The following is a 24501-nucleotide window of genomic DNA, read 5'->3' on the forward strand; positions in this document are numbered from 1 at the left end:
ACGGCGCAACCCGTCAATCAGCTGGTCGGCCCATCGGCCGGGCAGCGCTTCTTCAGAAGATCACGGAGACAACGAGACATGACCCCAATCAGCCGCCTGACCCGCAGGGATGCCCTGCGGACTTTCTCCGCCCTGCCCGCCGCGGGCATCGTGGCGGCGGTGCCGCGCATCGCGCGCGCCGCGGAGTTCTCGTACAAGTACGGCAACAACCTGCCGCTGACGCACCCGCTGAACATCCGCGCGCAGGAAGCGGCCGACCGCATCGCCAGGGAGACCAAGGGCCGCGTCGAGATCAAGATCTTTCCCAACAACCAGCTCGGCGGCGACACCGACATGCTGGCGCAGGTGCGCTCCGGCGGCATCGAGTTCTTCACGCCCTCCGCGCTGGTCATCGCCACGCTGGTACCCGTGGCCGCCATCAACGCGGTGGGCTTCGCGTTCAGCGACTACGCCCAGGTGTGGGCCGCCATGGACGGCAAGCTCGGTGCGCACGTGCGCGGCGCCATCGCCAAGTCGCGCCTGTACGCCTTCGAGAAGATGTGGGACAACGGCTTTCGCCAGACCACCAGCAGCAAGGCGGCAGTGGCCACCGCGAAGGACATGGACGGCCTGAAGATCCGCGTGCCGGTGAGCCCGCTGTCGATCTCCATGTTCAAGGGCCTGGGCGCCGCGCCGGCCAGCCTGCAGTTCAGCGAGGTGTATTCGGCGCTGCAGACGAAGATCGTCGACGCGCAGGAGAACCCGCTGCCCATCATCCAGGTGGCCAAGCTCTTCGAAGTGCAGAAGTTCTGCTCGCTGACCAACCACATCTGGGACGGCTACTGGTTCATCGCCAACGGCCGCGCCTGGGACGCCCTGCCCGACGACCTGAAGACCATCGTGGCGCGCGCCATCAACGACGCCGGCATGCAGCAGCGCGAGGACATCAAGAAGCTCAACGAATCGGTCGTAGGCGACCTGCAGGCCAAGGGCCTCGCCATCAACCGCCCGGCGGCCGACAGCTTCCGCGCCAAGCTGCGCGACTCGGGCTTCTACGGCGAATGGAAGGGCCGCTTCGGCCCAGAGGCCTGGGCGCTGCTCGAAGGCGCGGTCGGCAAGCTGGCCTGAAGACCCATGGTGCACGAATCGACCTTCGAGGCTGCAGCCATTCCGGGCACGGGCACGTCCACCGGTGCCCCGGCCAATCCGCTGGTCCGCTTCGCCTCGCACGCCGACCGCATGCTCGGCGGCGCGGTCGAGGCGGTGGCCGCGCTGCTGGTGCTGGCCGAGATCTGCGTGCTGTTCGCGGGCGTGGTGTCGCGCTACGTGTTCCACGCGCCGCTGGTGTGGTCGGACGAGCTCGCGTCCATCCTCTTCCTGTGGCTGTCGATGCTCGGCGCGGTGGTGGCGCTGCGGCGCGGCGAGCACATGCGCATGACGGCGCTGGTGCAGAAGGTGCGCCCGCAGGCGCGCGCCATGCTCGACGCCTTCGCCATCGCCGCCTCGGTCGCGTTCCTCGCGCTCATCATCTGGCCGTCCATCGACTACGCGCACGAGGAGTCGTTCATCGTCACGCCCGCGCTGGAGGTCAGCAACGCGTGGCGCGCCGCGGCCATTCCCGCGGGCATCGGCATCATGCTGGCGATGGCGCTGCTGCGGCTGCTGCGCGTGTGCTCCGGCCGGCAGATCGCGGTGGCCCTGCTCGGCATGGCGGCGCTGGTCGGCGCCTTCTGGCTGGCCGCGCCGCTCTTCGCCACGCTGGGCAAGTTCAACCTGGTGATCTTCTTCGTGATCGTCGTGGCGGCCACGGTGCTCTCGGGCGTGCCCATCGCGTTCTCCTTCGCGCTGGCCACCTTCGGCTACCTTGCGCTGACCACGCGCACGCCGCTGCTGGTGATGGTCGGGCGGCTCGACGAGGGCATGTCGCACCTGATCCTGCTGGCGGTGCCGCTTTTCATTTTCCTCGGCGCGCTCATCGAGATGACCGGCATGGCGCGCGCCATGATCCAGTTCCTGGCCAGCCTGCTGGGCCACGTGCGCGGCGGCCTCTCTTACGTGCTCATCGGCGCCATGTACCTGGTGTCGGGCATCTCGGGCTCCAAGATCGCCGACATGGCGGCCATCGCGCCGGTGCTGTTCCCCGAAATGACCAAGCGCGGCGCCAAGCCCGGCGACCTGGTGGCGCTGCTGTCGGCCACCGGCGCGCAGACCGAGACCATTCCGCCGTCGATCGTGCTCATCACCATCGGCTCGGTCACCGGCATCTCGATTGCCGCGCTGTTCACGGGCGGCCTGCTTCCGGCCGTGGTGCTCGGTGCGGCGCTGTGCGTGGTGGTGTGGTGGCGCTATCGCCGCGAAGACCTGAGCGCGGTGCAGCGCCACAGCAAGCGGGAGATCGGAAAGCTGCTGCTGGTCGCGCTGCCGGCCGTGCTGCTGCCCTTCGTGATCCGCGCGGCGGTGGTCGAGGGCGTGGCCACGGCCACCGAGGTGTCGACCATCGGCATCGTCTACTCGGCCATCGTGGGCCTGGTGGTGTACCGGCAGTTCGACTGGAAGCGCATCAAGCCGATGCTGGTGGACACCGCTTCGCTCTCGGGCGCCATCATCTTCATCGTCGGCTGCGCCACCGCCATGGCCTGGGGGCTCACGCAGTCGGGCTTCTCGCAGGACCTGGCGCGGCTCATGGGCGCGCTGCCCGGCGGGGCCTACGGCTTCCTGGCTGTGTCGATCGTCGCCTTCATCGTGCTGGGCAGCGTGCTGGAGGGCATCCCGGCCATCGTGCTGTTCGGGCCGCTGCTCTTTCCAATTGCCAAGGCCGCGGGCGTGCACGAGGTGCACTACGCGATGGTCGTGATCTTCGCGATGGGCATCGGCCTGTTCGCGCCGCCCTTCGGCGTGGGCTACTACGGCGCCTGCGCGGTGAGCAAGGTCAATCCCGACGAGGGCATCAGGCACATCTGGGGCTACATCGCCGCGATGCTGATCGGCCTCGTGATCGTGGCCGCCTTCCCGTGGTTCTCGACGGGCTTCCTGAAGTCCTGAGCCGGCCCTCGCGTTCCACAGACGACACAACACACAACAACTCACATCCACGGAGCCACCCGCAATGAGTCGATTCCTCGGCGAGATCCGCCAACTGGGCTATGTCGTGCACGACATCGAAGCCGCCATGGACTACTGGAGCACCACGCTCGGCGTGGGCCCCTGGTTCTACAACCCCAAGGTGCCGATCAGGAACTACCGCTACAACGGCGAGGCGCACGAGCCCCACAACTCGGTGGCGCTGGCCAACTCGGGCTACGTGCAGGTCGAGCTCATACAGACGCGCAACGACGTGCCCTCGATGTACCGCGATTTCCTCCAGGCCGGGCGCACCGGGCTGCAGCACGTGGCCTACTGGACCGCCGACTACGACGCCGACCTCGCCCGCCTCACCGCGCAGGGCTTCAGGGCGGTAATGAGCGGCGAGGTGGGCGAGCGCGGGCGCTTCGTCTACTTCGACACCGAATACCACCCGGGCACCGTCATCGAGCTGTCGGAGGTGGCCGGCCCCAAGGGCAGGATGTTCGACCTGATCCGCAGCGCGTCGCAAGGCTGGGATGGCAGCGAGCCGGTGCGCCCCTTCCCCGCGCTGGACAAGCTGTGAGCGCGACGGCACCCGAGCGCATGCCAGGGCTCATCCGCGCGCGGTATCTCATCGAGACGCCGCTCGATCCGGCCGCCGTGGCCGAGGTGATGGCCGGCGAGCAGTCCTGCGGCACCTTCACGCGCGTGGAGGGCGAGACCGACGCGCTGCGCGAACGCGCGCGTGCGACAGTCGAGGCAGTCATAGAGCTCGAAGCGGCCGACGCGCCCTCGCTGCCCAACGCGCTGCTCGAGCGCAGGGGCACCCCAGGGCCGTGGAGGCGCGCGCATGTCGACATCGCGTTTCCGGTGGCGAACATCGGCGCCAACCTGCCGACGCTCGCGGCCACGGTCTCGGGCAACCTGTACGACCTGGGCGAGGTGACGGGGCTGCGGCTCGAGTCGCTGCGGCTGCCGGCCGACTACCGTGCGCGCTTCGAGATGCCGCGCGCGGGCATCGCCGGAACGCGCCGCGCCACCGGCGTGGAAAGCGGCGCGCTGGTCGGCACCATCATCAAGCCCAACGTGGGCATGCGGGCTTCCGACACCGCCGAGCTGGTGGGCCGGCTGTGCGCCGCGGGCGTCGACTTCATCAAGGACGACGAAGTCTGCGCCGACCCCGCGCACGCCCCGCTGGCCGAGCGCGTGCCGGCGGTGATGGCCGTCGTGCGCGCGCACCGCGAGCGCACCGGCAAGCACGTGATGGTGGCCTTCAACATCACCGACGAGACCGATGCGATGAAGCGCCACGCCGACCTGGTCGAGCGCGAGGGCGGCTCGTGCGTGATGGCCAGCCTCAACTGGTGCGGGCACTCGGGCATCCAGACGCTGCGCCGGCACACCGGCCTGGCACTGCACGGGCATCGCAACGGCTACGGCGCGCTGTCGCGGCATCCGCTGCTGGGCATCTCCTTCCAGGCCTACCAGACGCTGTGGCGGCTGGCCGGCGTGGACCACATGCACGTGCACGGGCTGCAGGGCAAGTTCTCGCAGCCCGACGGCGAGGTCGTCGAATCGGCGCGCGACTGCTTCACCCCGCTCACCGAAGCGGCGGACGACCGCGTGATGCCGGCGTTCTCGTCGGGCCAGTGGGCCGGCACCGTGCCCGCCACCTGGGCGGCCGTCGGCAGCGACGACCTGCTCTTCATGGCCGGCGGCGGCATCCTCGCCCACCCCGACGGTGCGGCGGCTGGCGTGGCGAGCATCCGCCAGGCCTGGTCGGCCGCGCGCGCGGGCGTCTCGCTGGCCGACGCGGCCAGGGACCAGCCCGAGCTGGCGCGCGCCCTCGCATTCTTCGGCAGGCCATGAGGCCCGAGGCATCGGCGCCGGCAATCGTCTACTACGGAGACGACTTCACCGGCGCGACGGACACCCTGGGCACGGCGGCACGCGCGGGCCTGCGCGCGCTGCTCTTCCTGAAGACGCCCGACGCGGCGCGCCTCGACCGCGCTGGGCCGCTCGACGTGCTGGGCATCGCGGGCGCGGCGCGCGCCATGACGCCGGAAGAGATGCAGGCCGAGCTCCGCCCGGTGGGCGCGCTGTTCCGCTCGCTCGGCGCGCGCGTGCTGCACTACAAGACCTGCTCGACCTTCGACAGCGCGCCGCACATCGGCTCCATCGGCGCGGCCGTGCGCCTGCTGCGCTCGGCCGTGCAGCAGCCGTGGACCGCGATCGTGGGCGGGCAGCCCGGCCTGGGCCGCTACTGCCTCTTCGGCAATCTCTTCGCCGCGGCTGGAAGCGGCGGCGAGGTGTTCCGCGTCGACCGCCATCCCACCATGAGCCGGCATCCCGTGACGCCCATGGACGAGGCGGACCTGCGGCTGCACCTTGCCAGGCAGGGCCTGGCCGAGGTGCACTGCGTGCCCTTCACCGCCGCCTCGCGCGGCAGCGACGCACTCGATACCGCGCTGCGGCAGGCGCTCAACGCGCCGCCCGCGGACGCCGTCCTGTTCGACGTCGCGGATGCCGGCCAGCTCGCGGCCATCGGCAAGGTCCTGTGGGCCCGCGCGCAGGGCGCGACCATGCTTGCCGTAGGCCCGAGCAGCGTGGTCGATGCGCTCGCCACGGCCATGCCTTCTTCGGGCGGCGCACGGGCCGTGCGTGCGAAGCTGGCGCCCGCGCGGGGGCCCGTGCTGGTCCTGGCGGGAAGCCTCTCGCCCGTGACCGCGTCGCAGGTCGCGGCCGCGAAGTCCTTCGACATCGTGTGGCTCGATGCACCGCAGCTCGCCCGACGCGACGCGGCAGCACTTGCCGACCAGGCGGAGGCGATCTCGCGCAGCCTCGCGCAGGGGCGCAACGTCCTGGCCTGCACGCGCGCGCCGCACTCGACCGGCTCCCCGGGCATGCCTGCGGCGGCGGATCTCGACGCACAGGCCCTCGCCCGCGCCGGCGGCGACCTTCTGGCCGCCGTGCTGGCGAAGCAGCCGCTCGGGCGCATCGGCGTGGCCGGCGGCGACACATCGAGCCACGGCATGCAGGCGCTGGACGTGTGGGGCCTGTCATATGCCGCCGACATGGGCGCCGGCGCATCGCTGTGCCGCGTGCACAGCGACGACGCGTCGCTCGACGGCATGGAAGTCATGCTCAAGGGCGGGCAGATGGGAACGCAGGACGTGTTCGAGCAGCTGGTGCACGGCGACATCGCCTGAGCTGCTCCCGGGGCCCTGCGGCAGCCCAGGCTTGTCCCAGGGGGCCTTCCGTCCTGTCGTGCACCCACCGCATGGCCTGCTGCTCCGCATCGAAAAAGAAAGAGGCCGCGGCGCGCAGCCCCAACGTCGTTCCAGGCCTACAGACAGAACACGCGCGCGGCGCCATGGTGTCGCCATGACACATCCCATCGAACTCACCATCGAGGAGCCGCTGCCGGGTGCCTTTGTCTGGCAGCTGCTCGAAACCGACGATCAGGGCACGCACCCGCGCGTGCTGCGCAAGGCCTTCGAGCCTGCGGAGAGCTACGAGCTGGCGCTTTCGTCCGGCCAGCGCGCGCTGCAAAGCGAGATCCGGCATCGCGCGCCGCCTGGGGCGGGCGCATAGCAGCAGCAACAAGCCGATTGCGCCCCGCATCAGCGGGAGCCGCGCATTCTTCGTTCTGGCCTGATGCCAATCTGCCGGGGGCCGGATGCCCCGGGGTACGGCCCGGGCCTCCTCGCCGTGTCGGAGAGGCGCCCGTGCCCCGCGCGATGGTCCGCGCGCCGGCCGCGATGCTTCAGGCGCGGAGCCCGAAGTCTTCGATGGTGAGCGTGATGGCCCGGCCAGGCGTTGCGCGGTAACGCGCGACGGCGGCAGGCTCTATCGCGTTGAAGTGCTCCTGGCACGCATCGAGCAGGTGCTCGCCGATCTCGCGCACGCCGAATTCGTCGTGCAGCGTCTCCTCGGAAATCTGCGCGATCGCTCGGGGGCCGCCGGGACCGTCGGGATAGAAGGCGAAGCGCACGCTGGCGGTGTCGAAGCAGTAGATGCCTTCGAAATTCATCATCTCTCTTGTCTCCTCGTGTCTGCCGGTGTCCGCATGTTTCCTTGCGGACCGGCGGCGATTGGGCGCTCCCGGCGCGGCCATGGATGGTGGAAAGCAGCGCATGCGCGTGCAGGAAATGTCCTACGCGAATCGAGGCATGCGCTTTCACCCTGAAACGGCCATGGCTTCGTTTTCCGCGCGTCGATCCGGCGAAGATCGGGGCCTCCAGATTCGCGCTTCGCTGCATGCACTTTTCTCTTTCAACCGGAAGCCCTGAGCCGATGACTGCGACCATCACGACGCGCCCTGCCCGGCTTCGCCCCGGGACCGTCGCGTCCGGCCTTGCCGCCGCCATCCTCGTCCTGCAGCTTGGCGCGTGCAGCAGCGGCCCCACCGAAGCGCAGCGCGAGGCCGCGGCCAGCACGCCGCCGCCCACCGACTGCACCGCCTGGGTCGGCACCGACCGCAACGCGATGATGGGCGGCTACCTTCTGCCGCGGGATCCGAAGAACGGCAAGGGAGCCAAGGTCTGCGTGCCGGTGCTGATGACGGCCAACCGCCCGCCCGCCGGGTATGCAGGCGGCAACTACTACATCAGCGAGTTCACCGACGAAAAGCTCAAGGCCCGCTGGCGCGCCTGCAAGAAAGACCCGGCCTGCTTCAAGCGCATCGACTCGCAGATGCAGCGGTGGCTGCCGCCCAACAAGGAGCGCGCCACGCGCTCGACCGGCGTGGTCGACCCGTCCGGCAGGATAGATCCCGACGGCAACGTCGACCTGAAGCAGATCCGCCGCCCCGCCTTCTTCGCCAGGGCGCCGTACCGCGAGGGCATCGCCGAGGCCGACGCGCGCACCTACGTGGTGGAGTTCACGGCGCCGCGCGACACCTTCGAGCGCATCGACCTGAAGATGACCGGCGACATCAAGCTGCGCGGCTGGTACATCGAAGGCGCGGGCATCGACGACGGCAAGGGAAAGAAGACGCGCGCGCTGGTCGTCATGGCGCCGGGCGGCGGCGGGCAGCTCACGGCCATCCAGCATCCCGACGAGGTTTCGTACCGCATCGACGAGAAGACCGGCAAGACCGTTCCGGTCAACTTCCCCAACGCGACCACCGAGACCATGGGCCAGCGCTGGTGGCGCGAGAACCTGTACGCGCTCAACAAGGCCGGCTTCGACGTGCTGGCCTACGACCGGCGCGGCGAGGGGCTGTCGGGCGGCTTCAGCGACACCAACACGCTGGAGCAAGGCGAGGACGTGTTCCGCGCGCTCACGGCGCTGGAAACCGGGCGCGGCCTGCGCATCCTCACGCCCAGGGGCGAGTCGCTCGAAGGCGAGGCCACCCGGGGCCGGCTGCTGGCGGGCATGCCGGCCAGCGAGATCCCGCTGGTGCTCGGCGGCTATTCGCGCGGCTCGATGTCCACCGCCTGGGCCATGACGAAGAACTACGTCGCCCAGTGCAGCTTCGACATGCCCCAGCCCAACTGCACGCCGCCCAAGGGCCTGCGCAACATCCGCGGCGCGCTGCTGCTGTCTTCGTTCGCCAGCGGCGCGGGCTACGTGGGCGACTCGCCCGACCTGGCCGACCGCAACCTGTTCCTGGGCGGCATGGCGGCCGAGCACCACATCGTGTTCTATCCCAACTCGTCGACGCTCGCGGGCATGGACCGCTGGCCGGCCGCCTTCTTCGGCAAGGGCCTGTGGGACCGCGCGGAAACGCTGGAGGGCACCGTGGCCGCCTACAACCGCATCCGCGGCCTGAAGGAGATGGTGCTTGCGCGCGGGCCCCATTCCATCGAGACCTGGCCGGAGTCCGACCGGGCCTACCTGCGCGAACGCATGGTGGTGTTCGCCAAGGGGCTGATCGTCGGCGGACGCACCATTCCCGGCGCGCGGCCGTGGAAGGATTTCAAGTCGCTGGTGGCGACCACGCCCGACTCCTGGGAACCTTCCTCGCGGCCCAAGGGCCCCTGAGGCGATCAGTACCTGCGCGGATCGACCGGCCGGCGGTCGTAGCGGTCGGGCACGCCGTCTCCGTCGCTGTCCCGGTTGCGCTCGTAGCGGTCCGGAATGCCGTTGTGGTCGCGGTCCCGGTTGTGGCGATGGCGATCGTGGCCGCAGCCCACCGCGAGGGTGGCGACGGCGAGCAGAAGGATGAAGTGCTTCAAGCTGGTTTTTCCCGTGGGTATGGGTGTTTTTCTGGGAATTCCAGTGTCCCGCTGGCTGCTGAAGACTCGCTGAGCCTTCGCTGAAGGCTTCGTGAACATCCGCCGCGCCCCGCGCCCGGGTTGAAAACCTCCACCGCACCGCCATTTCCTTCTGGTTCCGCCGACTGAAAGAAGAGGTGCTCCATGGGCGCGCGCGACGAATTCATTCTTGACTCCTACTCGGCCACCGTCACGCAGGTGGCGCACACCGCCAGCGCGGCGGTCGCCCACATCAAGGTCCGCAAGGCCGCGCAGCGCGGCGGCAACGGACCCGGCGCCCAGGGCAGCGGCTCGGGCTTTCTCTTCACCCCCGACGGCTTCACGATCACCAACGCCCACGTGGTCGAGGGCGCAACCGAGCTGCGCGCCGCCTTCGCCGACGGCACCGAGAGCACGGCACGGCTGGTCGGCATCGACGCCCCCACCGACATCGCCGTGCTGCGCATCGAATCGCACCCCAGCGCCTTCCTGCCGCTGGGCAGTTCGGCCGCGCTGCAGCCGGGCCAGCTGGCCGTGGCGGTCGGCAACCCGCTGGGCTTCGACTTCACGGTAACCGCCGGCATCGTGAGCGCGCTGGGACGCAGCCTGCCCTCGCGTGGCGGCCGGATGATCGAGGACGTGATCCAGACCGATGTGGCCCTCAACCCCGGCAACTCGGGCGGCCCGCTGCTGGACAGCGCCGCGCGGGTCATCGGCGTGAACACGGCGGTGATTCCATCGGCCCAGGGCCTGAGCTTCGCGGTGGCCATCGACACCGCCCGCTGGGTGGCCGGCGAGCTGATGCGCCATGGCGCGGTGCGCCGCGGCAAGCTCGGCGTGCAGTGCGCGGCGGTGGCCCTGCCCCGGCGCTGGGTGCGCGAGAACGAATGGCCGGTGGCCACCGGGGTGCGCGTGGTCGAGGTGGTGGCCGGCTCGGCCGCCGCGCGCGACGGGCTGCGCAGCGGCGACATCCTGGTCGGCTGCGACGGGGTGCCGCTGGCCCAGCTGTCCGACCTGCTCAAGCGGCTGGCGGGCGAGGGTTACGGCAAGCCGCTGCTGCTCAAGCTGCTGCGGCCGGTGGCGGGCACGCTGACGCCCTTCTACCTGACGGTGACGCCCGGAGGCTGAACCCCGGCCGGCGGAACGACAATAGGCCCCTGCACCGAAGCACCCGTCAGGAGAAAACCTTGTCCACCGTCACCATCACCCCCAAAGTCGCCACCAGCAACGAGGCCCCCTTCGTCCTCTTCGGGGGCGTCAACGTCCTCGAGTCGAAGGACCTCGCCCTGCGCAGCGCCGAGGAATACGTCCGCATCACGCAGAAGCTGGGCATTCCCTACGTGTTCAAGGGCAGCTTCGACAAGGCCAACCGCTCGTCCATCCACTCCTACCGCGGCCCCGGCCTCGACGAGGGCCTGAAGATCCTGCAGGCGGTGAAGGACAGCTTCGGCGTTCCCGTGCTGACCGACGTGCACGAAATCGCCCAGGCCGCCCCGGTCGCCGAGGTGGTCGACGTGCTCCAGCTGCCCGCGTTCCTGGCGCGGCAGACCGACCTGGTGGTGGCGCTGGCAAAGACCGGCCGGGTGATCAACATCAAGAAGCCTCAGTTCCTGAGCCCCTCGCAGATGCTCAACATCGTCGAGAAGTTCAAGGAAGCCGGCAACGACCAGCTCATCCTGTGCGACCGCGGCACCTGCTTCGGCTACGACAACCTCGTGGTCGACATGCTGGGCTTCGGCGTGATGAAGAAGGTGTCGCAGAACCTGCCCATCATCTTCGACGTGACCCACGCGCTGCAGCAGCGCGAGGCCGGCGCCGCCGCATCGGGCGGCCGCCGCGAGCAGGTGGCCGACCTGGCGCGCGCCGGCATGGCAGTGGGCCTGGCCGGCCTCTTCCTCGAAGCCCATCCGGACCCGGCCCAGGCCAAGTGCGACGGCCCGAGCGCCCTGCCGCTGGACAAGCTGGAGCCCTTCCTGACGCAGATCAAGGCACTGGACGACCTGATCAAGTCGTTCCCGCCGCTGAAGATCTGAACCGAAGGGGACCGCCCGGCCACCGCCGCGCCCCTTTCCAGGAGAACTCCGCCCGGAGTTTTCTAAAGTTTTCAATTGAACTACCGATAACCAGCGATGGAGGGCGCCCCGGCGGTCGCCCTCCTTCTTCTTTTTCCTGGTTTCCGGAGTTCGATCATGTTCCTGAGCAACGTCTCAATCGGCAAGCGCCTGGCCATCGTGCTGGGCATCATCCTGGCGCTCTTTCTCGCCACCAGCGCCGCCGCGGTGTGGAAGCTGCAGCAGCTCAGCCGCGAGATAGACGCCATGATCGAGGACAACGTGAAGACCGAGCGCGCCGGCTCCGACTGGCTGCGCCACACCACCGCCGGCGTGCAGCGGGCGGCGGCCATCGCCAAGAGCAGCGATGCCAGCCTGATCGACTACTTCGCGCCGGCCACGGCGGCGTCGATCAAGAACACCAACGAGCTGCAGAAGTTCATCGAGGAAAAGCTGGTCAAGCCCGACGAGCGCGCCCTGCTCGAGAAGGTCGGCAATCTGCGCAAGGCCTACCTGGGCGCGCGCGAGGAAGTGAGCAAGCTCAAGCTCGCCGGCGACCTCGACGGCGCCAACCGCGTCTTCGACTCGCAGTTCCAGCCCACCTCGGTGAGCTACATCGCGGGCGTGCAGCAGGTGGTGGACATGCAGCGCGAACAGCTCGATGCCGCCGCCGCCCGCGCCAACAACCTGCGCGCGCAGACCAGCACGCTGCTCATCGTGTGCTCCGCCGTGAGCCTGGCGCTCGGCGCCCTGCTGGCATGGCTGCTGGCCCGCAGCATCACGCGCCCGCTGCGCAGCGCCGAGAGCATGGCGCAGTCGATCGCGGCCATGGACCTGACGGGCAAGGCCCAGTCCAGCTACGCCAGCGACGAGACCGGCCACCTGCTGCGCGCCCTCGACCAGATGCGCGACGCCTTGCAGGGCTCGCTGGCGCAGGTGCACGGCGTGGTGGCGAACGTGTCGACCGCCAGCACGCAGATCGCCGTGGGCAACCAGGACCTGTCCTCGCGCACCGAGGAACAGGCCAGCTCGCTGGAGCAGACGGCCGCGTCGCTGGAGGAACTGACCTCGACGGTCCGGCAGAACGCCGACAACGCGCGGCAGGCCAACCAGCTGGCCGCCTCCGCCTCGGAAGTGGCCACGCGGGGCGGCAACGTGGTGTTCCAGGTGGTCGAGACCATGGGCTCGATCAATGCCTCCTCGAAGAAGATCGTGGACATCATCGGCGTGATCGACGGCATTGCGTTCCAGACCAACATCCTCGCGCTGAACGCGGCCGTCGAGGCGGCTCGCGCGGGCGACCAGGGGCGCGGCTTCGCGGTGGTGGCGTCGGAAGTGCGCAGCCTCGCGCAGCGCTCGGCCGCGGCGGCCAAGGAAATCAAGACGCTGATCGGCGACTCGGTCGAGAAGGTCGAGGAAGGCAGCCGCCAGGTGGCCGACGCGGGCCGCACCATGGAGGAGATCGTCGGCAGCGTGAAGCGGGTGACGGACATCATGGGCGAGATCAGCGCCGCGAGCCAGGAGCAGACCTCGGGCATCGAGCAGATCAACCAGGCCGTGACTCAGATGGACCAGACGACGCAGCAGAACGCCGCGCTGGTCGAGGAAGCCTCGGCCGCCGCCCAGTCGCTGCAGGAGCAGGCGGGCAGCCTCTCGCAGATCGTGGGCAGGTTCAGGCTCGAACATCAACGCCAGGCCGAGGAAGACACGACCCCGGGCATCGCCTTCAGCCCCATGCATCTGATCGCGGCCCGCTAGAAAGAGACCGCCAGGCTCTCGGCGGGAGAAAGAGGCGAAACTAGGGCCTGTTCACACTATTTCAGGGGTCGCGAAGGGCAGCCAGGGCGGGCCGATCAAGGCGCGCGACGACGCGTGTGCACGCGCACACGCCAGGAGCGCAACGCCGAGTGGCCCGCCCTGGCTGCCCTTCCCGCAGGGTTGGCGCTCCCAGGGGCCAACGCGACCCCGGAAATAGTGTGAACAGGCCCTAGACGCCAGCCTTTCTCCCCGGAGCCCAATTTGTCATCCAACAAAGCTGCCCGCATTGCCCTGTCCGCCTCGGCGGCCGCGATAGGAAGCATCGCCGCGTACTGGACGCTTCTCGCCACACGCCAGGGGCACATCCTCTTCAACGCCCGCAAGCTGCCGGTCGTTCCGCTGTCCGACGATTTCTCGACCTACTCCCACACCGTGCCGGGCGGCATGGTCCGCGGCTACGTCTACCACCCGCAGGGCGAGGATGCCCTGCAGGACCTCTTCATCTATTTCGCCGGTCGCGGCGAGGACGTCCGCGCCACGGCCCAGACGCTGCACTGGCTGCCCGAGGGCTTCGGCTTCGCGGCAGTCAACTACCGCGGCGTGGCCGATTCGCAAGGGCATCCTTCGGAGATCGCCTCGGTGCAGGACGCCAGCCAGTTCGCCCGGCACCTGCGCAAGGCCTTTCCGCATGCGCGACTGCACGTGGTGGGGCGCAGCCTCGGCACGGGCGTGGCCATCCAGCTCGTCGCGCGGCAGGACTTCGCGAGCCTGCAGCTGGTGACGCCCTACGACTCGATGCTGGAAGTGGCGAAGAAGCGCTTTCCGCTCGTGCCGCTGTCGCTGCTGCTGCGCCACCAGTTCAATTCGCTCGAACACTGCAAGGAGGTCGCGGCCAAAACCCAGGTGCTGCTGGCCGAGAGCGACGACGTCGTTCTGCCCGAGCGCTCGCAGAAGCTCATCGCGGCATGGCCCACGCCGGTCAGCGTGCAGACCGTTCCAGCCTCCGACCATCACAACATCATGGGCCTGGAGGCGACCTGGCTGCACCTCGTCGACTTCGCGCTGACCTCGATCCTTCCCGAGCCGAAGGTGGCGTAGCCGGTGTCGGCGCGCGCTACCGGTAGTGGCCCGCCATGAAGTCGATGAAGGCGCGCACCGCCGGCTGCACGTGCCGCGTGCGCGGATAGAGCGCCGCGTAGGTGCGCTGCCCGAGCGTGACACTCGGCAGCACACGGACCAGCGCGCCCGACTGCAGGTCGGCACGGACCGTGTGCCATGTGAGCGCGGCAATGCCCAGCCCGCACTTCGCGGCCGAGTACAGCGCCGTGATCGTGTCGCATGCGAAGCGCGCATCGGGCCTGAACGCCTGCTGCCGGCCGTCGGGCATGTGCAGCGTCCAGTGCGACGGGCTTTCGGACCCGTTGTGCAGCAGGCACTGGTGCGCCGCCAGGTCCTCGGGTGTCGCGGGCATGCCGTGCTCGACGAGGTAGCGCGGCGCCGCGACCAGCACCATGTCTGAGACCGCCAGCGTCCGCGCCATCATCGAGGCGTCCTCGAGCCCGGCGCTGATGCGCAGTGCGACGTCGATGCCTTCGGCCACCAGCTTCGTGAAGCGGTCGGTGCAGACCACCTCCAGCCGGATGCCGGCGTGGCGCGACTGGAACGCCGGCAGCCACTGCGGCAGGTCGAGCGTGGCGATCGCCAGCGGCATGCTGACCTTCAGCGTTCCCGAGGGCGCCTTGCCGTCGGCCGCGACATCCGCCTGGGCCGCATCGAGCCGCGAAAGAATGTCCGTGCATGCGGCGTGGTAGCGCTGCCCTGCCTCGGTCAGCGTGATACCGCGCGTGTCGCGGCGCACCAACTGCGCGCCCAGCGATTTCTCCAGCGCCTGCAGCTGGCGCGAGAGGCTGGAGTGCGTGGTGCCCAGCGACTCGGCCGCGGCCGACAGGCTCTTCGCCTGCGCAATGCGTTGAAAGGCGCGCATCGCCTTCAGTTGATCCATGCGCCGCCCTCCTTCGCGTGCTTCCGGGGAAGCCGCGTATTTTCAGGCAAGCGGCAGCGCCAGGATCTGCGCGGTGGTCAGCACGTCGCCGAAGGTGTCCTCGATCTCGGCCAGCGCCGCATGGTGGAGGGTGCCGTGCGGCACGGTGTCGCCGTTCTCGCGGCGGATCGCGCGGGTGGCGGTAGCATCGGACGACACCACCACCTCGAAGCCCTGCGCGGCACCATCGCGGGCGGCGCCGGCCACGCACGCATGGGTCATGAGGCCGGCGATCACGAGCGTGCGGACGCCGGCCGATCGCAGCTGCTGCGCGATGTCGGTGCCCGCGAAGACGCTGACGGTGCCCTTCTGCACGACCTTGTCGCTCGGCCGCGGCTGCATGTCCGCATGGAACCTGACGGTGTCGCCGTCGCCGGCGAAGACCGCGGCGCCGGCCGGGGCCACGTGCTGGATCTGGAACACGGGAATGGCGTGCTCGTCCGCCCAGGCCAGCAGGCGCCGTGTATGGGCCGCCGCGCGCGGTCCGTCGGCGATGGGCATGCGGCCCGTGAAGTACTCGTTCTGGAAATCGATCACGAGCAGGGCCGTAGCCTTGCCGCTCAGCTGCCGCCTCGGCTGCGCGCCCGACATCGCGCGGATGGTGGGCGTGGGCGCCGGCGCCGATGCTGCCGCGGCCGCGGCCGGCGAAACGCCGACGATGCCCGCGGCGCAAGGCAGGGCCAGTGCGCTCATGAGTCCGCGACGGGAAAGTCCTGGTGACATAGACATGTTTGCTGTTCCTTGAGGTCCATCGAAAGTGATGGGGGAAAGTCTAGGAACGGCCCCGCCCAGGGCCTAGGCCTGAGCGGCGACAAGTGTTGTGCAGGACGCGCACAGCGCGCGCCCGATGCCCTCAGCGCGGCGCGGCCGTTGCCGCCATTCCGTCGAGCAGCACGTCCAGGGCTTGCTCCGCGCTGAGATGCAGGGCCTCCAGCTCGGCCGTGGGTGCGCGCAGCACGCCGACGCCGAGCAAGGTCGAGAGGCCGTGCACCATGGCCCAGCAGGTGTGCGAAAGCTGCCTCGCGTCGCCCTGGCGGAAGGTGCCGTCCGCCTGGCCCGCGCCGACCAACCCGAGCAGCAGATGGAAGAGCCGGGCCCCGGCCTGCACGAGGCTTTCGTTCGATTGCGACTGCGAGACCGCGCCGAACATGTGGACCAGCAGCCGGGGCGACTTCAACCCGAATCCGACATAGGCACGGCCGCAAGCCTTGAGCCTCGAACGCGATTCGGCGGAAAGAACCGCCGCTATCGCCGATTCGCAGCCGGCCAGCATTTCCTCGAAGCCCTGCAGCGCGACGGCCTCCATCAGCGCACGCTTGTCCTGGAAGTGGCGGTAGGCCGCCGTGTGCGAGACCCCGACGGCCTTGGCCATCTCGCGCATCGACAGGCCGTCGAGGCTGTCGCGCTCCATCTGCTCGCGGGCATATGCGAGAAGAACGGCCTTCAGGTCGCCGTGGTGATATGACGTGCTCATGCTCGAAGCCCCGATGTTGACAGTGGAAACAATGAAATCCGATAATGTTTCCATTGTAAACACAGAGCGTGCATCATGAGCTTTCTCCTCTTCATCTGTTCATTCGGCGCGGTTGCCTGGGCGGTTTCCCGCCTGCTGAAGCGCCCGCTCGACCTGCGCGGGGCGATGCGCTGGGGCATGGGCCTCGGCTTCCTGTTCACTGGCATCGACCACTTCGTGAGCGCATCGACGCGCTATGCCCCGATGATCCCCGACGCCCTCGCCCAGCATGCCCTGGCCTGGGTCTATCTGACCGGCGTGGCCGAGCTTGCCGGAGGGATGGGGCTGCTGGTTCCCGTTTCGGTCTACGAGCGCCTCGGCCTGCCGAACCTGCGGAAGCAGGCGGGCATCTGGCTCTCGGTGATGCTGGTCTGCGTGGTCGCCGCGAACATCAACGTCGCGCTCAAGGGGCAGACGGTGCAGGGCCTGGAGTTCGGCGCCTGGTACTTCTGGATCCGCCCGCTGTTCCAGCCCGTCTTCATCGCGTGGGCGCTCTACTGCTCGGGCGCGTGGCCGAAGCCGAAACAGGCGGCCGGGTCGCAACAGGCGCATGCTGCGCCATCAATCCAGCAACCCAGTCGATGAACACGCGCAGCTTGGCGCTGACGTGCCGGTTCGGCGGGAATGCGATGTAAAGCGGCATCGGATCGAGCCGCCAGTCCTCGAACAGGGGCACGAGTTCGCCGCTCGCAACGTGCGCGCGGGACATGTAGTCGGGCAGCCAGAGAACCCCGAGCCCGGCCAGGCCCGCCGCCAGGTAGGCATTGCCGTCGTCCACCGAGAGCACGTGGCGCCCGTGCACGACCACGCTCTCCCCGTCGCGATGCATGGCGTACGGCAGGCTCCTGCCGGTGCGCGACCACAGGAACCCCACGACGCGGTGATGCGTGTCCTCGAGCTCCTTCGGGTGCGAGGGCACGCCGGCCCGCGCGAGGTAGTCCGGCGCCGCATGCACCCCGAGCTGCAGGTCGCCCACGTGGCGCGCGATCAGCGACTGGTCCGTGAGCTCGCCACCGCGCACCACGCAATCGACGTTCTCGCCGATCAGGTCGACCACGCGGTCGCTCACGCCCATGTCGAGCTGGATGTCGGGATGGCGCTCGTGGAACGCGGGCAGCGCCGGCACCAGGATCATGCGGGCCAGCGGGCTCGGCCCGTCCACACGCAGCCGTCCCCTCGGCGACGAAGTCGCGGCGGACAGGCTGGTCTCGGCATCGTCCATGTCGGCCAGCAGGCGCACCACCCGCTCGTAGTAGGCCGCCCCGTCGGCCGTGACGTTGACCTTGCGCGTGGTGCGGTTGAGCAGCTTCACGCGCAGCCTGGCCTCCAGCTGCTGCACCAGTTGCGTCACGCTGGTCTTGCTCATGTGCAGCGTCTGCGCCGCCTTGGTGAAGCTCCCCGCCTCCACCACGCGCGCGAAGGCCTGCATCGCATCGAAACGGTCCATGTCTGCTCCCGATTGTTTGGCCAGTGCAAACAGTGATTGTTGGCCTTGCCCGTTTATCCGGGCCTCGCGGCTGCCTAAAGTCCCTTCATCGCAACAGCGGACCGCCCTGATCCGCTCCGAGAAGCAATGAAGAAAGCATCCCATCCATGACTCCACGCGACGTCGTCTTTCCCGCCGGGCGCCAGGCCCTTTATGAAAAGAACCGCTATTCGCCGGCCATCCGGTCCAACGGCTTCCTGTTCGTCTCGGGGCAGGTCGGCAGCCGCCCCGACGGCTCGCCCGAGCCCGACCTCGAAGCCCAGGTTCGCCTCGCATTCCAGAACCTCGATGCGATCCTGTCGGCCGCGGGCTGCACCTTCGACGACGTGATCGACGCCACCGTCTTCATCGTCGACCCCGAATCGAAGTTCGAGACCATCTGGAAAGTGGTGTCGGAACACTGGGGCGGCCCGCCGCACCCCACGCTGACCGGCATCGGTGTGACATGGCTCTACGGCTTCCAGCTCGAGATCAAGGTGATCGCGAAGCTGCCCGAAGGCAGAGCCGGCGCCTAGGCCCCGGCCGCCTCCGCCGCAAGGGAGGCACGGCGCCAAGGTAACCTGTCGCCATGGATTCCCTCATCGCCGCCTCCGCCCGCGCCCTGGCCGCGGGCGATGCACTCGGTGCCCTCAAGCGGGTCGCGCTGCGCGACGACCCGCCGGCGCTGGCCCTGCGCGGCATCGCGATGGCGCAGCTCGGCGAGCATCCGCGTGCGCGCGAGCTGCTGCGGCGCGCCGCGCGCGGCTTCGGCGCGCATGAAGAGCACTCGCGCGCCCGCTGCATCGTCGCGGAGGCCGAGGTGGCCCTGGCGATGCGCGACCTGGGCGGTTCGCCGCGTTCGCTGTCGGCGGCCGCATCCGCGCTGGAGGCGCACGAGGACCATGCCAACGCACTGCAGGCCCGGCTGATCGCGGCGCGCCGGCTGCTGCTGCTCGGCCGCCTCGCCGAAGCGGAAGCCGCGCTCGCGCACCTAGATGCGCGCGGCCTGCCCCCGTCGCTGGCCGCAGTCACCGAGCTGGCCGCGGCCGAGCTGGCGCTTCGCTCGCTGCGCATCGCTCCCGCACGCGCCGCGCTTTCGCGCGCACACGAGGCCGCGACGCGCGCCCGCGTGCCCGCCCTGCTCGCCGAGGTGAACGAGGCACTGGCGGCATTCGAGCGCCCCGCCGCCCGCCGGATCGACGCGGCCGGCGAACAGCCCCTGCGCCTGGACGAGGTCGCAGCCCTCCTGGCCTCCGACACGCTGGTGGTCGACGCATGCCGCCGCGGCCTGGCCGCCGGCGATGCATGGCGCCCGCTCGCCCGGCGGCCGGTGCTGTTCTCCCTGGCGCGCTCGCTCGCGCAGGCATGGCCCGGCGACGTGGATCGCGAGGCCCTGATCGAAAGCGCATTCCGCACGCGCCGCCCCGACGAGACGCATCGCGCGCGCCTGCGCGTCGAGATCGGCCGGCTGCGCGCGCTCGTCACCGGGCTGGCCGGCATCGAGGCCACGCCGCGCGGCTTCGTGCTCAGGCCGCTCGACGGGCGCGGCGTCGCCGTGCTCGCGCCGCCCATCGACGGCGACCAGGCTTCGCTGGTGGCGCTGCTGTCCGACGGCGCGGCCTGGTCCACCTCGGCCCTTGCGCTGGCGCTGGGGGCCAGCCAGCGCACGGTGCAGCGCGCGCTGGTCGAGCTGGAGGCGGAGCACCGCGTGCGCTCCATCGGCAAGGCACGCGCGCAGAAGTGGCTGTCGCCGCCGCTGGCGGGATTCACGACGATCTTGTTACTCCCCGCCGCACTGCCGATTGAATAGAGTTGTCTCCAGGCGCCGATCCGAGGCGTTTCACAAGGAGCCAACGATGAGCAGCGAGAACAGCAGGAACAAGTCCCGGCCCGCGGTGCACGCGGCCGAGATCGTGCGCGAATACGGTCCCTTCGGCAGCGCCACGCAGGTACACGGCGTGACGCACGACGGCCGGCGCGTCTGGGCCGCCACCGGAGCGAAGCTGGTGGCATTCGATCCGGCCAGCGGCGAGACCAGCCAGACACTCGACGTGCCGTGCGACGCGGGCACTGCCTTCGACGGCAAGCACATCTACCAGATCGCGGAGTCGCGCATCGACAAGATCGACCCCGCCACCGGCAAGGTGCTGGCGTCTATCCCGGCGCCGGGCAACGGCTACGACTCGGGCCTCACGTGGGCCGAGGGCAGCCTGTGGGTCGGGCAGTACCGCGACCGCAAGATCCACCAGGTCGACCCCGAGACCGGCGCGGTGGTGCGCACCATCGAGTCGAACCGCTTCGTCACCGGCGTGACCTGGGTCGACGGCGAACTCTGGCACGGCACCTGGGAGGCGGAGGAAAGCGACATCCGCCGCATCGACCCGAAGACCGGCGCCGTGCTGGAGCGGCTCGAAATGCCGCGCGGCGCCGGCGTGAGCGGGCTCGAGTCCGACGGCGCCGATCTCTTCTACGCAGGCGGCGGCGCGAGCGGCAAGGTCCGCGCCGTGCGCCGCCCCACCACCGGCCGCCAGCATTGATCCAGGAGACACCATGAACACCGACACCATCACGAACCAGACATCCGGGCCGACGAACCATCGCGTCGTCTCCAGCGAGCAATGGCTTGCCGAACGCAAGGCATTCCTGGCGCGCGAGAAGGAACTGACGCACCTGCGCGACCAGATCGCACGGGAGCGCCGCGCGCTGCCGTGGGAACGCGTGCGCAAGAACTACGTCTTCGACACGCCCGACGGCAAGCGCACTCTCGCCGATCTCTTCGAAGGGCGCAGCCAGTTGCTGGTGCAGCACTTCATGCTCGGCCCGGGCTGGGAACAGGGCTGCCAGAGCTGTTCCTTCATGGCCGACCACACCGACGGCATGAACGTGCACCTGGCGCATCGCGACATCACGCTGGTGGCCGTCTCGCGCGCGCCGCTGGCGGAGATCGAGCGCTTCCGCGAACGCATGGGCTGGAAGTTCAGGTGGGTGTCGTCGAACGAGAGCGACTTCAACGGCGACTTCCACGTCAGCTTCGGCCCCGGGGAGCTCGCCGCCGGCGAGGTCTACTACAACTACGGCCTGCAGCCCTTCCCCCACGGGGAAGCACCGGGCCTCAGCGCCTTCTGCAGGAACGACGCCGGCGAGGTGTTCCACACCTACTCGACCTTCGGCCGTGGCGTGGAAGTGATGATGGGCGCGTACAACCTGATGGACCTCATGCCCAAGGGCCGCGACGAGCGCGAGGTGCCCTACAAGATGGAATGGGTGCGCCACCACGACCGCTACGAGTCGCAGGCGCAGGCACCGGCCATCGGCGCGTGCTGCTGCGAAAAGCAGGCCTGAAGCGCGGACAGCAGCCACGACACATGGAGGCGACGACATCATGGCAAGCCTCTGGCCGTGGCTGGCGGTCGCGGGAGTCGGCGCCCTGCACGGGCTGAATCCCGCCACCGGATGGGCCTTCGCGGCCGCATGGGGCCTCCGCTCGCGCGACCGGTCGCGGGTGTTGCGGGCCCTCGTGCCGATCGCAATCGGCCATGCGGCATCCGTTGCTCTCGTGGCGGCCGTGGTCGTGCTCGTCCCCTCGATGGATCGCACGGTGCTGCAGGTGCTGGCGGGCGGGCTGCTCGCGGCCGTCGTCGCGCATCACCTCCGGCACGGCACGACGAGCCGCGTGCGAGTGCCTTCAGGCCACGCCGGGCTGGCGCTCTGGTCCTTCATCATGTCCACCGCGCACGGAGCCGGGCTGATGCTGGTGCCCGCGCTGATCCCCCTGTGCATGAGCGACGCCCCGGCGGCCCGCGAGATCACTGCGTCGGGTTCGCTGATGCTGGCCGTCGCGGCAGCCGGCGTGCACATGGCGGCGATGCTGGCTGTCACCGGCGCCCTCGCCTTCGGAGCATGCCGGGGCCTCGACGCCGTCGCCGCGCGCTTTCACTTCCGCCTTCCCGGCTCCCGGAAATCGGGCGACCCGGCCACCACCTTGCGGATCTCGTCCATCAGCGCACGCGCGCCCGGCGAAGGAAAGGCGCCCAGCCGCTGAGTCAGGCCGATCTCGCGCCGGGTCTCCTCCAGCGGAAAGTCGAGCACCACGAGGCTGCCGTCGCGGATCTCGTAGCGCAGCTGGTGCGCAGAGATCGCTGTGAGCATGTCGCTCTCCAGCAGCAGGCCGCGCAGCACCGCGAGGTCGCCCGTTTCGACTGCGGGCAGCGGCGGTGCCTGCCGCGCGTCGGAGAAGAAGCGCTCGAGCAGTTCGCGCGAAGGCGAGCCGGGGCGCGACAGCGTCCACCTCGCCTCGCGCAGCATCCTGGAGTCGATGCGCTTCGCGCGCGCGAGCGGATGGCCGGCGCGCGCGATCACCGAGATGCGGTCTTCGAAGAGCGGCTCCTGCTGCAGGTCCTTCGCCTCGCCCGCGGTGCGCAGCGCGCCGAGGATGAAATCGATGTCGCCGCTGCGCAGCGACGCCGCCAGCGCGTCGTACGGGCTCTCGACCGTGGCGATGTGCAGGCCCGGATGCCGCGCGAGCAGCGAGGCGATCGCCAGCGGCAGGATCTGCGTGCGCCCCAGCGGCAGCGCGCCTACGTTCACGCTGCCCTGCAGCGTGCCTTCGCTGGCCGCGATGTCGGGGCCGATGTGCCTCAACTCCGACAGCACGCGCCTGAAGTAGAAGGCCACGATCTCGCCCGCCGGCGTGGCCGTGAGCCCGCGTGCATTGCGGTTGAAGAGCGTCACGCCGAGTCCGCTCTCCAGGTCTTTCAGCGCGCTGCTGATGGCCGGCTGCGTGATGCCGAACTCGCGCGCGACGGCCGGCATGTTGCGCTTTTCCGCGAGGCTCGCGACCACGGCAAGGCGCCGGCCGTTCAGGATCGAGGCGAAGAGCGAATGCACGTCGGCACCGCCGCCGATGCCGGCCACGCCGCCGCGCGCCGCCAGTTGGGTGCGCGCCTCCTCGAATTCGCGTTCGATGCGAAGCGCGCGCACCAGCACCAGCTCGCCATATGCATTGAGCGCCACGCCGCGCGAGCGCCGGTCGAACAGGGGCCTGCCGAGCACGGCCTCCAGATCGAGGATCGAGCGCGTCACCGCGGACGCCACGCGGAACAGCGCCTCGGCCGCCGCCGCGATGCTGCCGGCCGAGGCCACGGCCGAGAACGCGCGCAGGTGGCGCAGGTTGATGCCCAGCGCCACGCTGTCCGTGCGATCGATAACTTTGTGATGTGCTGGTTTCGGGCTCACGGCTGATTCCTCACTCTCGATCATGCATTTCCGGCACCGAGGGTAAACCCTATTCGATAAAAAAGAATGATGGCAGCGCAACGCTAACTCACGCCACGCGGGGCCGCCGCGGCGCAGACTTCTCCCATGCTTGAAGCATCCCCTGCACACCACCCGGAGCGCCGCGCATGATCATCGACTGTCACGGCCACTACACCACCGCGCCCAAGTCCCTGGAGGCCTGGCGCAACCGGCAGATCGCCGCCATCCAGGACCCGTCGGCCAGGCCAAAAGTGTCGGAGCTGAAGATCAGCGACGACGAGCTGCGCGAGTCCATCGAGACCAATCAGCTGCGGCTGATGAAGGAGCGCGGCAGCGACCTCACCATCTTCAGCCCGCGCGCGAGCTTCATGGCGCACCACATCGGCGACTTCGAGGTGTCGTCGACCTGGGCCGCCATCTGCAACGAGCTGTGCCATCGCGTGAGTCAGCTCTTTCCCGATCACTTCATCGGCGCGGCCATGCTGCCGCAGTCGCCCGGCGTCGATCCGGCCAGCTGCATTCCCGAGCTCGAGCGCTGCGTGAACGAATACGGCTTCGTGGGCATCAACCTCAACCCCGACCCATCGGGCGGCCACTGGACCAGCCCGCCGCTGTCGGACCGGCACTGGTATCCGATCTACGAAAAGATGGTGGAGCTGGACATTCCCGCCATGGTGCACGTGAGCACGAGCTGCAACGCCTGTTTCCACACCACCGGCGCGCACTACCTGAACGCAGACACCACGGCCTTCATGCAGTGCCTCACCTCGGACCTGTTCAAGGACTTCCCGACGCTGCGCTTCGTCATCCCGCACGGCGGCGGCGCGGTGCCCTACCACTGGGGCCGCTTCCGGGGCCTGGCGCAGGAGATGAAGAAGCCGCTGCTGAAGGACCACCTGCTCAACAACATCTTCTTCGACACCTGCGTGTACCACCAGCCGGGCATCGACCTGCTCACGCGCGTGATCCCGGTCGACAACGTGCTCTTCGCCAGCGAAATGATCGGCGCGGTGCGCGGCATCGACCCCGAGACCGGCTTCAACTACGACGACACGCGCCGCTACATCGACGCCACGCCGATGCTCGACGACAAGGCGCGCCACCAGATCTACGAAGGCAACGCGCGCCGCGTGTATCCGCGGCTGGACCGCGCACTCAAGCAACGAGGACTCTGA

At 69.5% G+C, this 24501-nt stretch carries 25 protein-coding genes; 18 read left to right on the plus strand and 7 right to left on the minus strand.

The features are described 5' to 3' along the window. Positions 1-87: 87 nt before the first annotated feature. From EJP69_RS06225 to EJP69_RS06250, 6 genes are all read left to right on the plus strand, one after another. Positions 88-1107, plus strand: a complete 1020-nt coding sequence (locus EJP69_RS06225; RefSeq protein WP_126469286.1) for a TRAP transporter substrate-binding protein — start codon at positions 88-90, stop codon at positions 1105-1107. Positions 1108-1113: 6 nt separating this feature from the next. Then, the gene (locus EJP69_RS06230) at positions 1114-3021 is read left to right on the plus strand and encodes a TRAP transporter large permease (protein WP_126469073.1); all 1908 of its coding nucleotides are present in this window, start codon (positions 1114-1116) and stop codon (positions 3019-3021) included. Between the two features lie 64 nt (positions 3022-3085). Next, positions 3086-3625 carry a VOC family protein gene (locus tag EJP69_RS06235; RefSeq protein WP_126469074.1) on the plus strand — a complete coding sequence of 180 codons (540 nt, stop codon included), beginning with the start codon at positions 3086-3088 and terminating at the stop codon, positions 3623-3625. Between the two features lie 20 nt (positions 3626-3645). Continuing rightward, positions 3646-4911 carry a ribulose-bisphosphate carboxylase large subunit family protein gene (locus EJP69_RS06240; RefSeq protein WP_126469287.1) on the plus strand — a complete coding sequence of 422 codons (1266 nt, stop codon included), beginning with the start codon at positions 3646-3648 and terminating at the stop codon, positions 4909-4911. Further along, positions 4908-6251 (plus strand): four-carbon acid sugar kinase family protein, encoded by a 1344-nt coding sequence (locus EJP69_RS06245; RefSeq protein ID WP_126469075.1) that lies wholly within the window; start codon positions 4908-4910, stop codon positions 6249-6251. The genes EJP69_RS06240 and EJP69_RS06245 overlap by 4 nt, the downstream gene beginning before the upstream one ends. A 175-nt stretch (positions 6252-6426) precedes the next feature. Beyond that, on the plus strand, positions 6427-6636 hold the full coding sequence (locus tag EJP69_RS06250; protein ID WP_093201995.1) for a hypothetical protein: 210 nt from the start codon (positions 6427-6429) through the stop codon (positions 6634-6636). A 172-nt stretch (positions 6637-6808) separates the two neighbouring features. Here the strand turns inward: EJP69_RS06250 and EJP69_RS06255 are convergent, their stop codons facing one another. Beyond that, a complete protein-coding gene (locus tag EJP69_RS06255) occupies positions 6809-7078 on the minus strand; it encodes a hypothetical protein (RefSeq protein WP_093305100.1) in 270 nt (89 codons plus the stop codon). 260 nt (positions 7079-7338) lie between these two features. Between EJP69_RS06255 and EJP69_RS06260 the strand changes: the two genes are divergently transcribed. Continuing rightward, a complete protein-coding gene (locus tag EJP69_RS06260) occupies positions 7339-9030 on the plus strand; it encodes an alpha/beta fold hydrolase (protein ID WP_126469076.1) in 1692 nt (563 codons plus the stop codon). A gap of 5 nt (positions 9031-9035) precedes the next feature. Here EJP69_RS06260 and EJP69_RS06265 read toward each other — a convergent pair whose 3' ends face one another. Continuing rightward, a complete protein-coding gene (locus EJP69_RS06265; RefSeq protein ID WP_093202002.1) occupies positions 9036-9224 on the minus strand; it encodes a hypothetical protein in 189 nt (62 codons plus the stop codon). 183 nt (positions 9225-9407) lie between these two features. On the opposite strand from EJP69_RS06265, the gene EJP69_RS06270 reads away from it, so the two are divergent. The 4 genes from EJP69_RS06270 to EJP69_RS06285 all read left to right on the plus strand — a co-directional run bounded on the left by EJP69_RS06270 (position 9408) and on the right by EJP69_RS06285 (position 14149). Next, positions 9408-10370, plus strand: a complete 963-nt coding sequence (locus EJP69_RS06270; protein ID WP_126469077.1) for a S1C family serine protease — start codon at positions 9408-9410, stop codon at positions 10368-10370. 59 nt (positions 10371-10429) lie between these two features. After that, positions 10430-11275, plus strand: coding sequence for a 3-deoxy-8-phosphooctulonate synthase (kdsA, locus tag EJP69_RS06275; protein WP_126469078.1), 846 nt, complete (start codon positions 10430-10432; stop codon positions 11273-11275). Positions 11276-11431: 156 nt separating this feature from the next. Beyond that, positions 11432-13051: a methyl-accepting chemotaxis protein gene (locus tag EJP69_RS06280; RefSeq protein WP_093202010.1), complete on the plus strand. Its 1620-nt coding sequence runs from the start codon at positions 11432-11434 to the stop codon at positions 13049-13051. 261 nt (positions 13052-13312) lie between these two features. Further along, the gene (locus EJP69_RS06285) at positions 13313-14149 is read left to right on the plus strand and encodes an alpha/beta hydrolase (protein WP_126469079.1); all 837 of its coding nucleotides are present in this window, start codon (positions 13313-13315) and stop codon (positions 14147-14149) included. A gap of 16 nt (positions 14150-14165) precedes the next feature. Here the strand turns inward: EJP69_RS06285 and EJP69_RS06290 are convergent, their stop codons facing one another. The 3 genes from EJP69_RS06290 to EJP69_RS06300 all read right to left on the minus strand — a co-directional run bounded on the left by EJP69_RS06290 (position 14166) and on the right by EJP69_RS06300 (position 16566). Beyond that, a complete protein-coding gene (locus EJP69_RS06290; RefSeq protein ID WP_126469080.1) occupies positions 14166-15053 on the minus strand; it encodes a LysR family transcriptional regulator in 888 nt (295 codons plus the stop codon). Positions 15054-15095: 42 nt separating this feature from the next. Then, positions 15096-15785 carry a cysteine hydrolase family protein gene (locus EJP69_RS06295; protein WP_126469081.1) on the minus strand — a complete coding sequence of 230 codons (690 nt, stop codon included), beginning with the start codon at positions 15783-15785 and terminating at the stop codon, positions 15096-15098. A 160-nt stretch (positions 15786-15945) separates the two neighbouring features. Continuing rightward, the gene (locus tag EJP69_RS06300; protein WP_170217047.1) at positions 15946-16566 is read right to left on the minus strand and encodes a TetR/AcrR family transcriptional regulator; all 621 of its coding nucleotides are present in this window, start codon (positions 16564-16566) and stop codon (positions 15946-15948) included. 75 nt (positions 16567-16641) lie between these two features. Between EJP69_RS06300 and EJP69_RS06305 the strand changes: the two genes are divergently transcribed. After that, entirely contained in the window at positions 16642-17190 is a 549-nt protein-coding gene (locus tag EJP69_RS06305) for a DoxX family protein (protein WP_126469083.1), read from the plus strand. Here the strand turns inward: EJP69_RS06305 and EJP69_RS06310 are convergent. Further along, entirely contained in the window at positions 17084-18052 is a 969-nt protein-coding gene (locus tag EJP69_RS06310; protein WP_126469084.1) for a LysR family transcriptional regulator, read from the minus strand. The two genes, EJP69_RS06305 and EJP69_RS06310, sit on opposite strands and share 107 nt — an antisense overlap. Before the next feature lie 146 nt (positions 18053-18198). Between EJP69_RS06310 and EJP69_RS06315 the strand changes: the two genes are divergently transcribed. From EJP69_RS06315 to EJP69_RS06335, 5 genes are read left to right on the plus strand one after another with little or no spacing between them, the layout of a single operon-like run. Further along, positions 18199-18606 (plus strand): RidA family protein, encoded by a 408-nt coding sequence (locus EJP69_RS06315; protein WP_126469085.1) that lies wholly within the window; start codon positions 18199-18201, stop codon positions 18604-18606. 53 nt (positions 18607-18659) lie between these two features. After that, positions 18660-19880, plus strand: coding sequence for a helix-turn-helix domain-containing protein (locus EJP69_RS06320; protein WP_126469086.1), 1221 nt, complete (start codon positions 18660-18662; stop codon positions 19878-19880). Positions 19881-19926: 46 nt separating this feature from the next. Beyond that, positions 19927-20607 carry a Vgb family protein gene (locus tag EJP69_RS06325; RefSeq protein ID WP_093202032.1) on the plus strand — a complete coding sequence of 227 codons (681 nt, stop codon included), beginning with the start codon at positions 19927-19929 and terminating at the stop codon, positions 20605-20607. Between the two features lie 13 nt (positions 20608-20620). After that, the gene (locus tag EJP69_RS06330) at positions 20621-21412 is read left to right on the plus strand and encodes a DUF899 domain-containing protein (protein WP_126469087.1); all 792 of its coding nucleotides are present in this window, start codon (positions 20621-20623) and stop codon (positions 21410-21412) included. A 40-nt stretch (positions 21413-21452) separates the two neighbouring features. Continuing rightward, positions 21453-22112: a hypothetical protein gene (locus EJP69_RS06335; RefSeq protein ID WP_240652047.1), complete on the plus strand. Its 660-nt coding sequence runs from the start codon at positions 21453-21455 to the stop codon at positions 22110-22112. Here the strand turns inward: EJP69_RS06335 and EJP69_RS06340 are convergent. Continuing rightward, complete coding sequence (locus EJP69_RS06340; RefSeq protein ID WP_240652048.1) at positions 22004-23305, minus strand: LysR family transcriptional regulator; 1302 nt, start codon at positions 23303-23305, stop codon at positions 22004-22006. The two genes, EJP69_RS06335 and EJP69_RS06340, sit on opposite strands and share 109 nt — an antisense overlap. Positions 23306-23472: 167 nt before the next feature. Here EJP69_RS06340 and EJP69_RS06345 point away from each other — a divergent pair, with 167 nt between their 5' ends. Next, a complete protein-coding gene (locus EJP69_RS06345) occupies positions 23473-24501 on the plus strand; it encodes an amidohydrolase family protein (RefSeq protein WP_093202040.1) in 1029 nt (342 codons plus the stop codon).

The sequence above is a fragment of the Variovorax gossypii genome, from assembly GCF_003965815.1.
In the GTDB taxonomy this organism is placed as follows: Bacteria; Pseudomonadota; Gammaproteobacteria; order Burkholderiales; family Burkholderiaceae_C; genus Variovorax; species Variovorax gossypii.

Excerpts from the sequence above, each read along its gene's own strand:
- EJP69_RS06260 (WP_126469076.1), top strand. The coding sequence starts at position 7,339 with ATGACTGCGACCATCACGACGCGCCCTGCCCGGCTTCGCCCCGGGACC.
- EJP69_RS06305 (WP_126469083.1), top strand. The coding sequence starts at position 16,642 with ATGAGCTTTCTCCTCTTCATCTGTTCATTCGGCGCGGTTGCCTGGGCG.
- EJP69_RS06250 (WP_093201995.1), top strand. The coding sequence starts at position 6,427 with ATGACACATCCCATCGAACTCACCATCGAGGAGCCGCTGCCGGGTGCC.
- EJP69_RS06270 (WP_126469077.1), top strand. The coding sequence starts at position 9,408 with ATGGGCGCGCGCGACGAATTCATTCTTGACTCCTACTCGGCCACCGTC.
- EJP69_RS06245 (WP_126469075.1), top strand. The coding sequence starts at position 4,908 with ATGAGGCCCGAGGCATCGGCGCCGGCAATCGTCTACTACGGAGACGAC.
- EJP69_RS06335 (WP_240652047.1), top strand. The coding sequence starts at position 21,453 with ATGGCAAGCCTCTGGCCGTGGCTGGCGGTCGCGGGAGTCGGCGCCCTG.
- EJP69_RS06235 (WP_126469074.1), top strand. The coding sequence starts at position 3,086 with ATGAGTCGATTCCTCGGCGAGATCCGCCAACTGGGCTATGTCGTGCAC.
- EJP69_RS06280 (WP_093202010.1), top strand. The coding sequence starts at position 11,432 with ATGTTCCTGAGCAACGTCTCAATCGGCAAGCGCCTGGCCATCGTGCTG.
- EJP69_RS06240 (WP_126469287.1), top strand. The coding sequence starts at position 3,646 with ATGCCAGGGCTCATCCGCGCGCGGTATCTCATCGAGACGCCGCTCGAT.
- EJP69_RS06320 (WP_126469086.1), top strand. The coding sequence starts at position 18,660 with ATGGATTCCCTCATCGCCGCCTCCGCCCGCGCCCTGGCCGCGGGCGAT.
- EJP69_RS06300 (WP_170217047.1), bottom strand. The coding sequence starts at position 16,566 with ATGAGCACGTCATATCACCACGGCGACCTGAAGGCCGTTCTTCTCGCA.
- EJP69_RS06325 (WP_093202032.1), top strand. The coding sequence starts at position 19,927 with ATGAGCAGCGAGAACAGCAGGAACAAGTCCCGGCCCGCGGTGCACGCG.
- EJP69_RS06315 (WP_126469085.1), top strand. The coding sequence starts at position 18,199 with ATGACTCCACGCGACGTCGTCTTTCCCGCCGGGCGCCAGGCCCTTTAT.
- EJP69_RS06290 (WP_126469080.1), bottom strand. The coding sequence starts at position 15,053 with ATGGATCAACTGAAGGCGATGCGCGCCTTTCAACGCATTGCGCAGGCG.
- EJP69_RS06255 (WP_093305100.1), bottom strand. The coding sequence starts at position 7,078 with ATGATGAATTTCGAAGGCATCTACTGCTTCGACACCGCCAGCGTGCGC.
- EJP69_RS06295 (WP_126469081.1), bottom strand. The coding sequence starts at position 15,785 with ATGAGCGCACTGGCCCTGCCTTGCGCCGCGGGCATCGTCGGCGTTTCG.
- EJP69_RS06310 (WP_126469084.1), bottom strand. The coding sequence starts at position 18,052 with ATGGACCGTTTCGATGCGATGCAGGCCTTCGCGCGCGTGGTGGAGGCG.
- EJP69_RS06230 (WP_126469073.1), top strand. The coding sequence starts at position 1,114 with ATGGTGCACGAATCGACCTTCGAGGCTGCAGCCATTCCGGGCACGGGC.
- EJP69_RS06330 (WP_126469087.1), top strand. The coding sequence starts at position 20,621 with ATGAACACCGACACCATCACGAACCAGACATCCGGGCCGACGAACCAT.
- EJP69_RS06345 (WP_093202040.1), top strand. The coding sequence starts at position 23,473 with ATGATCATCGACTGTCACGGCCACTACACCACCGCGCCCAAGTCCCTG.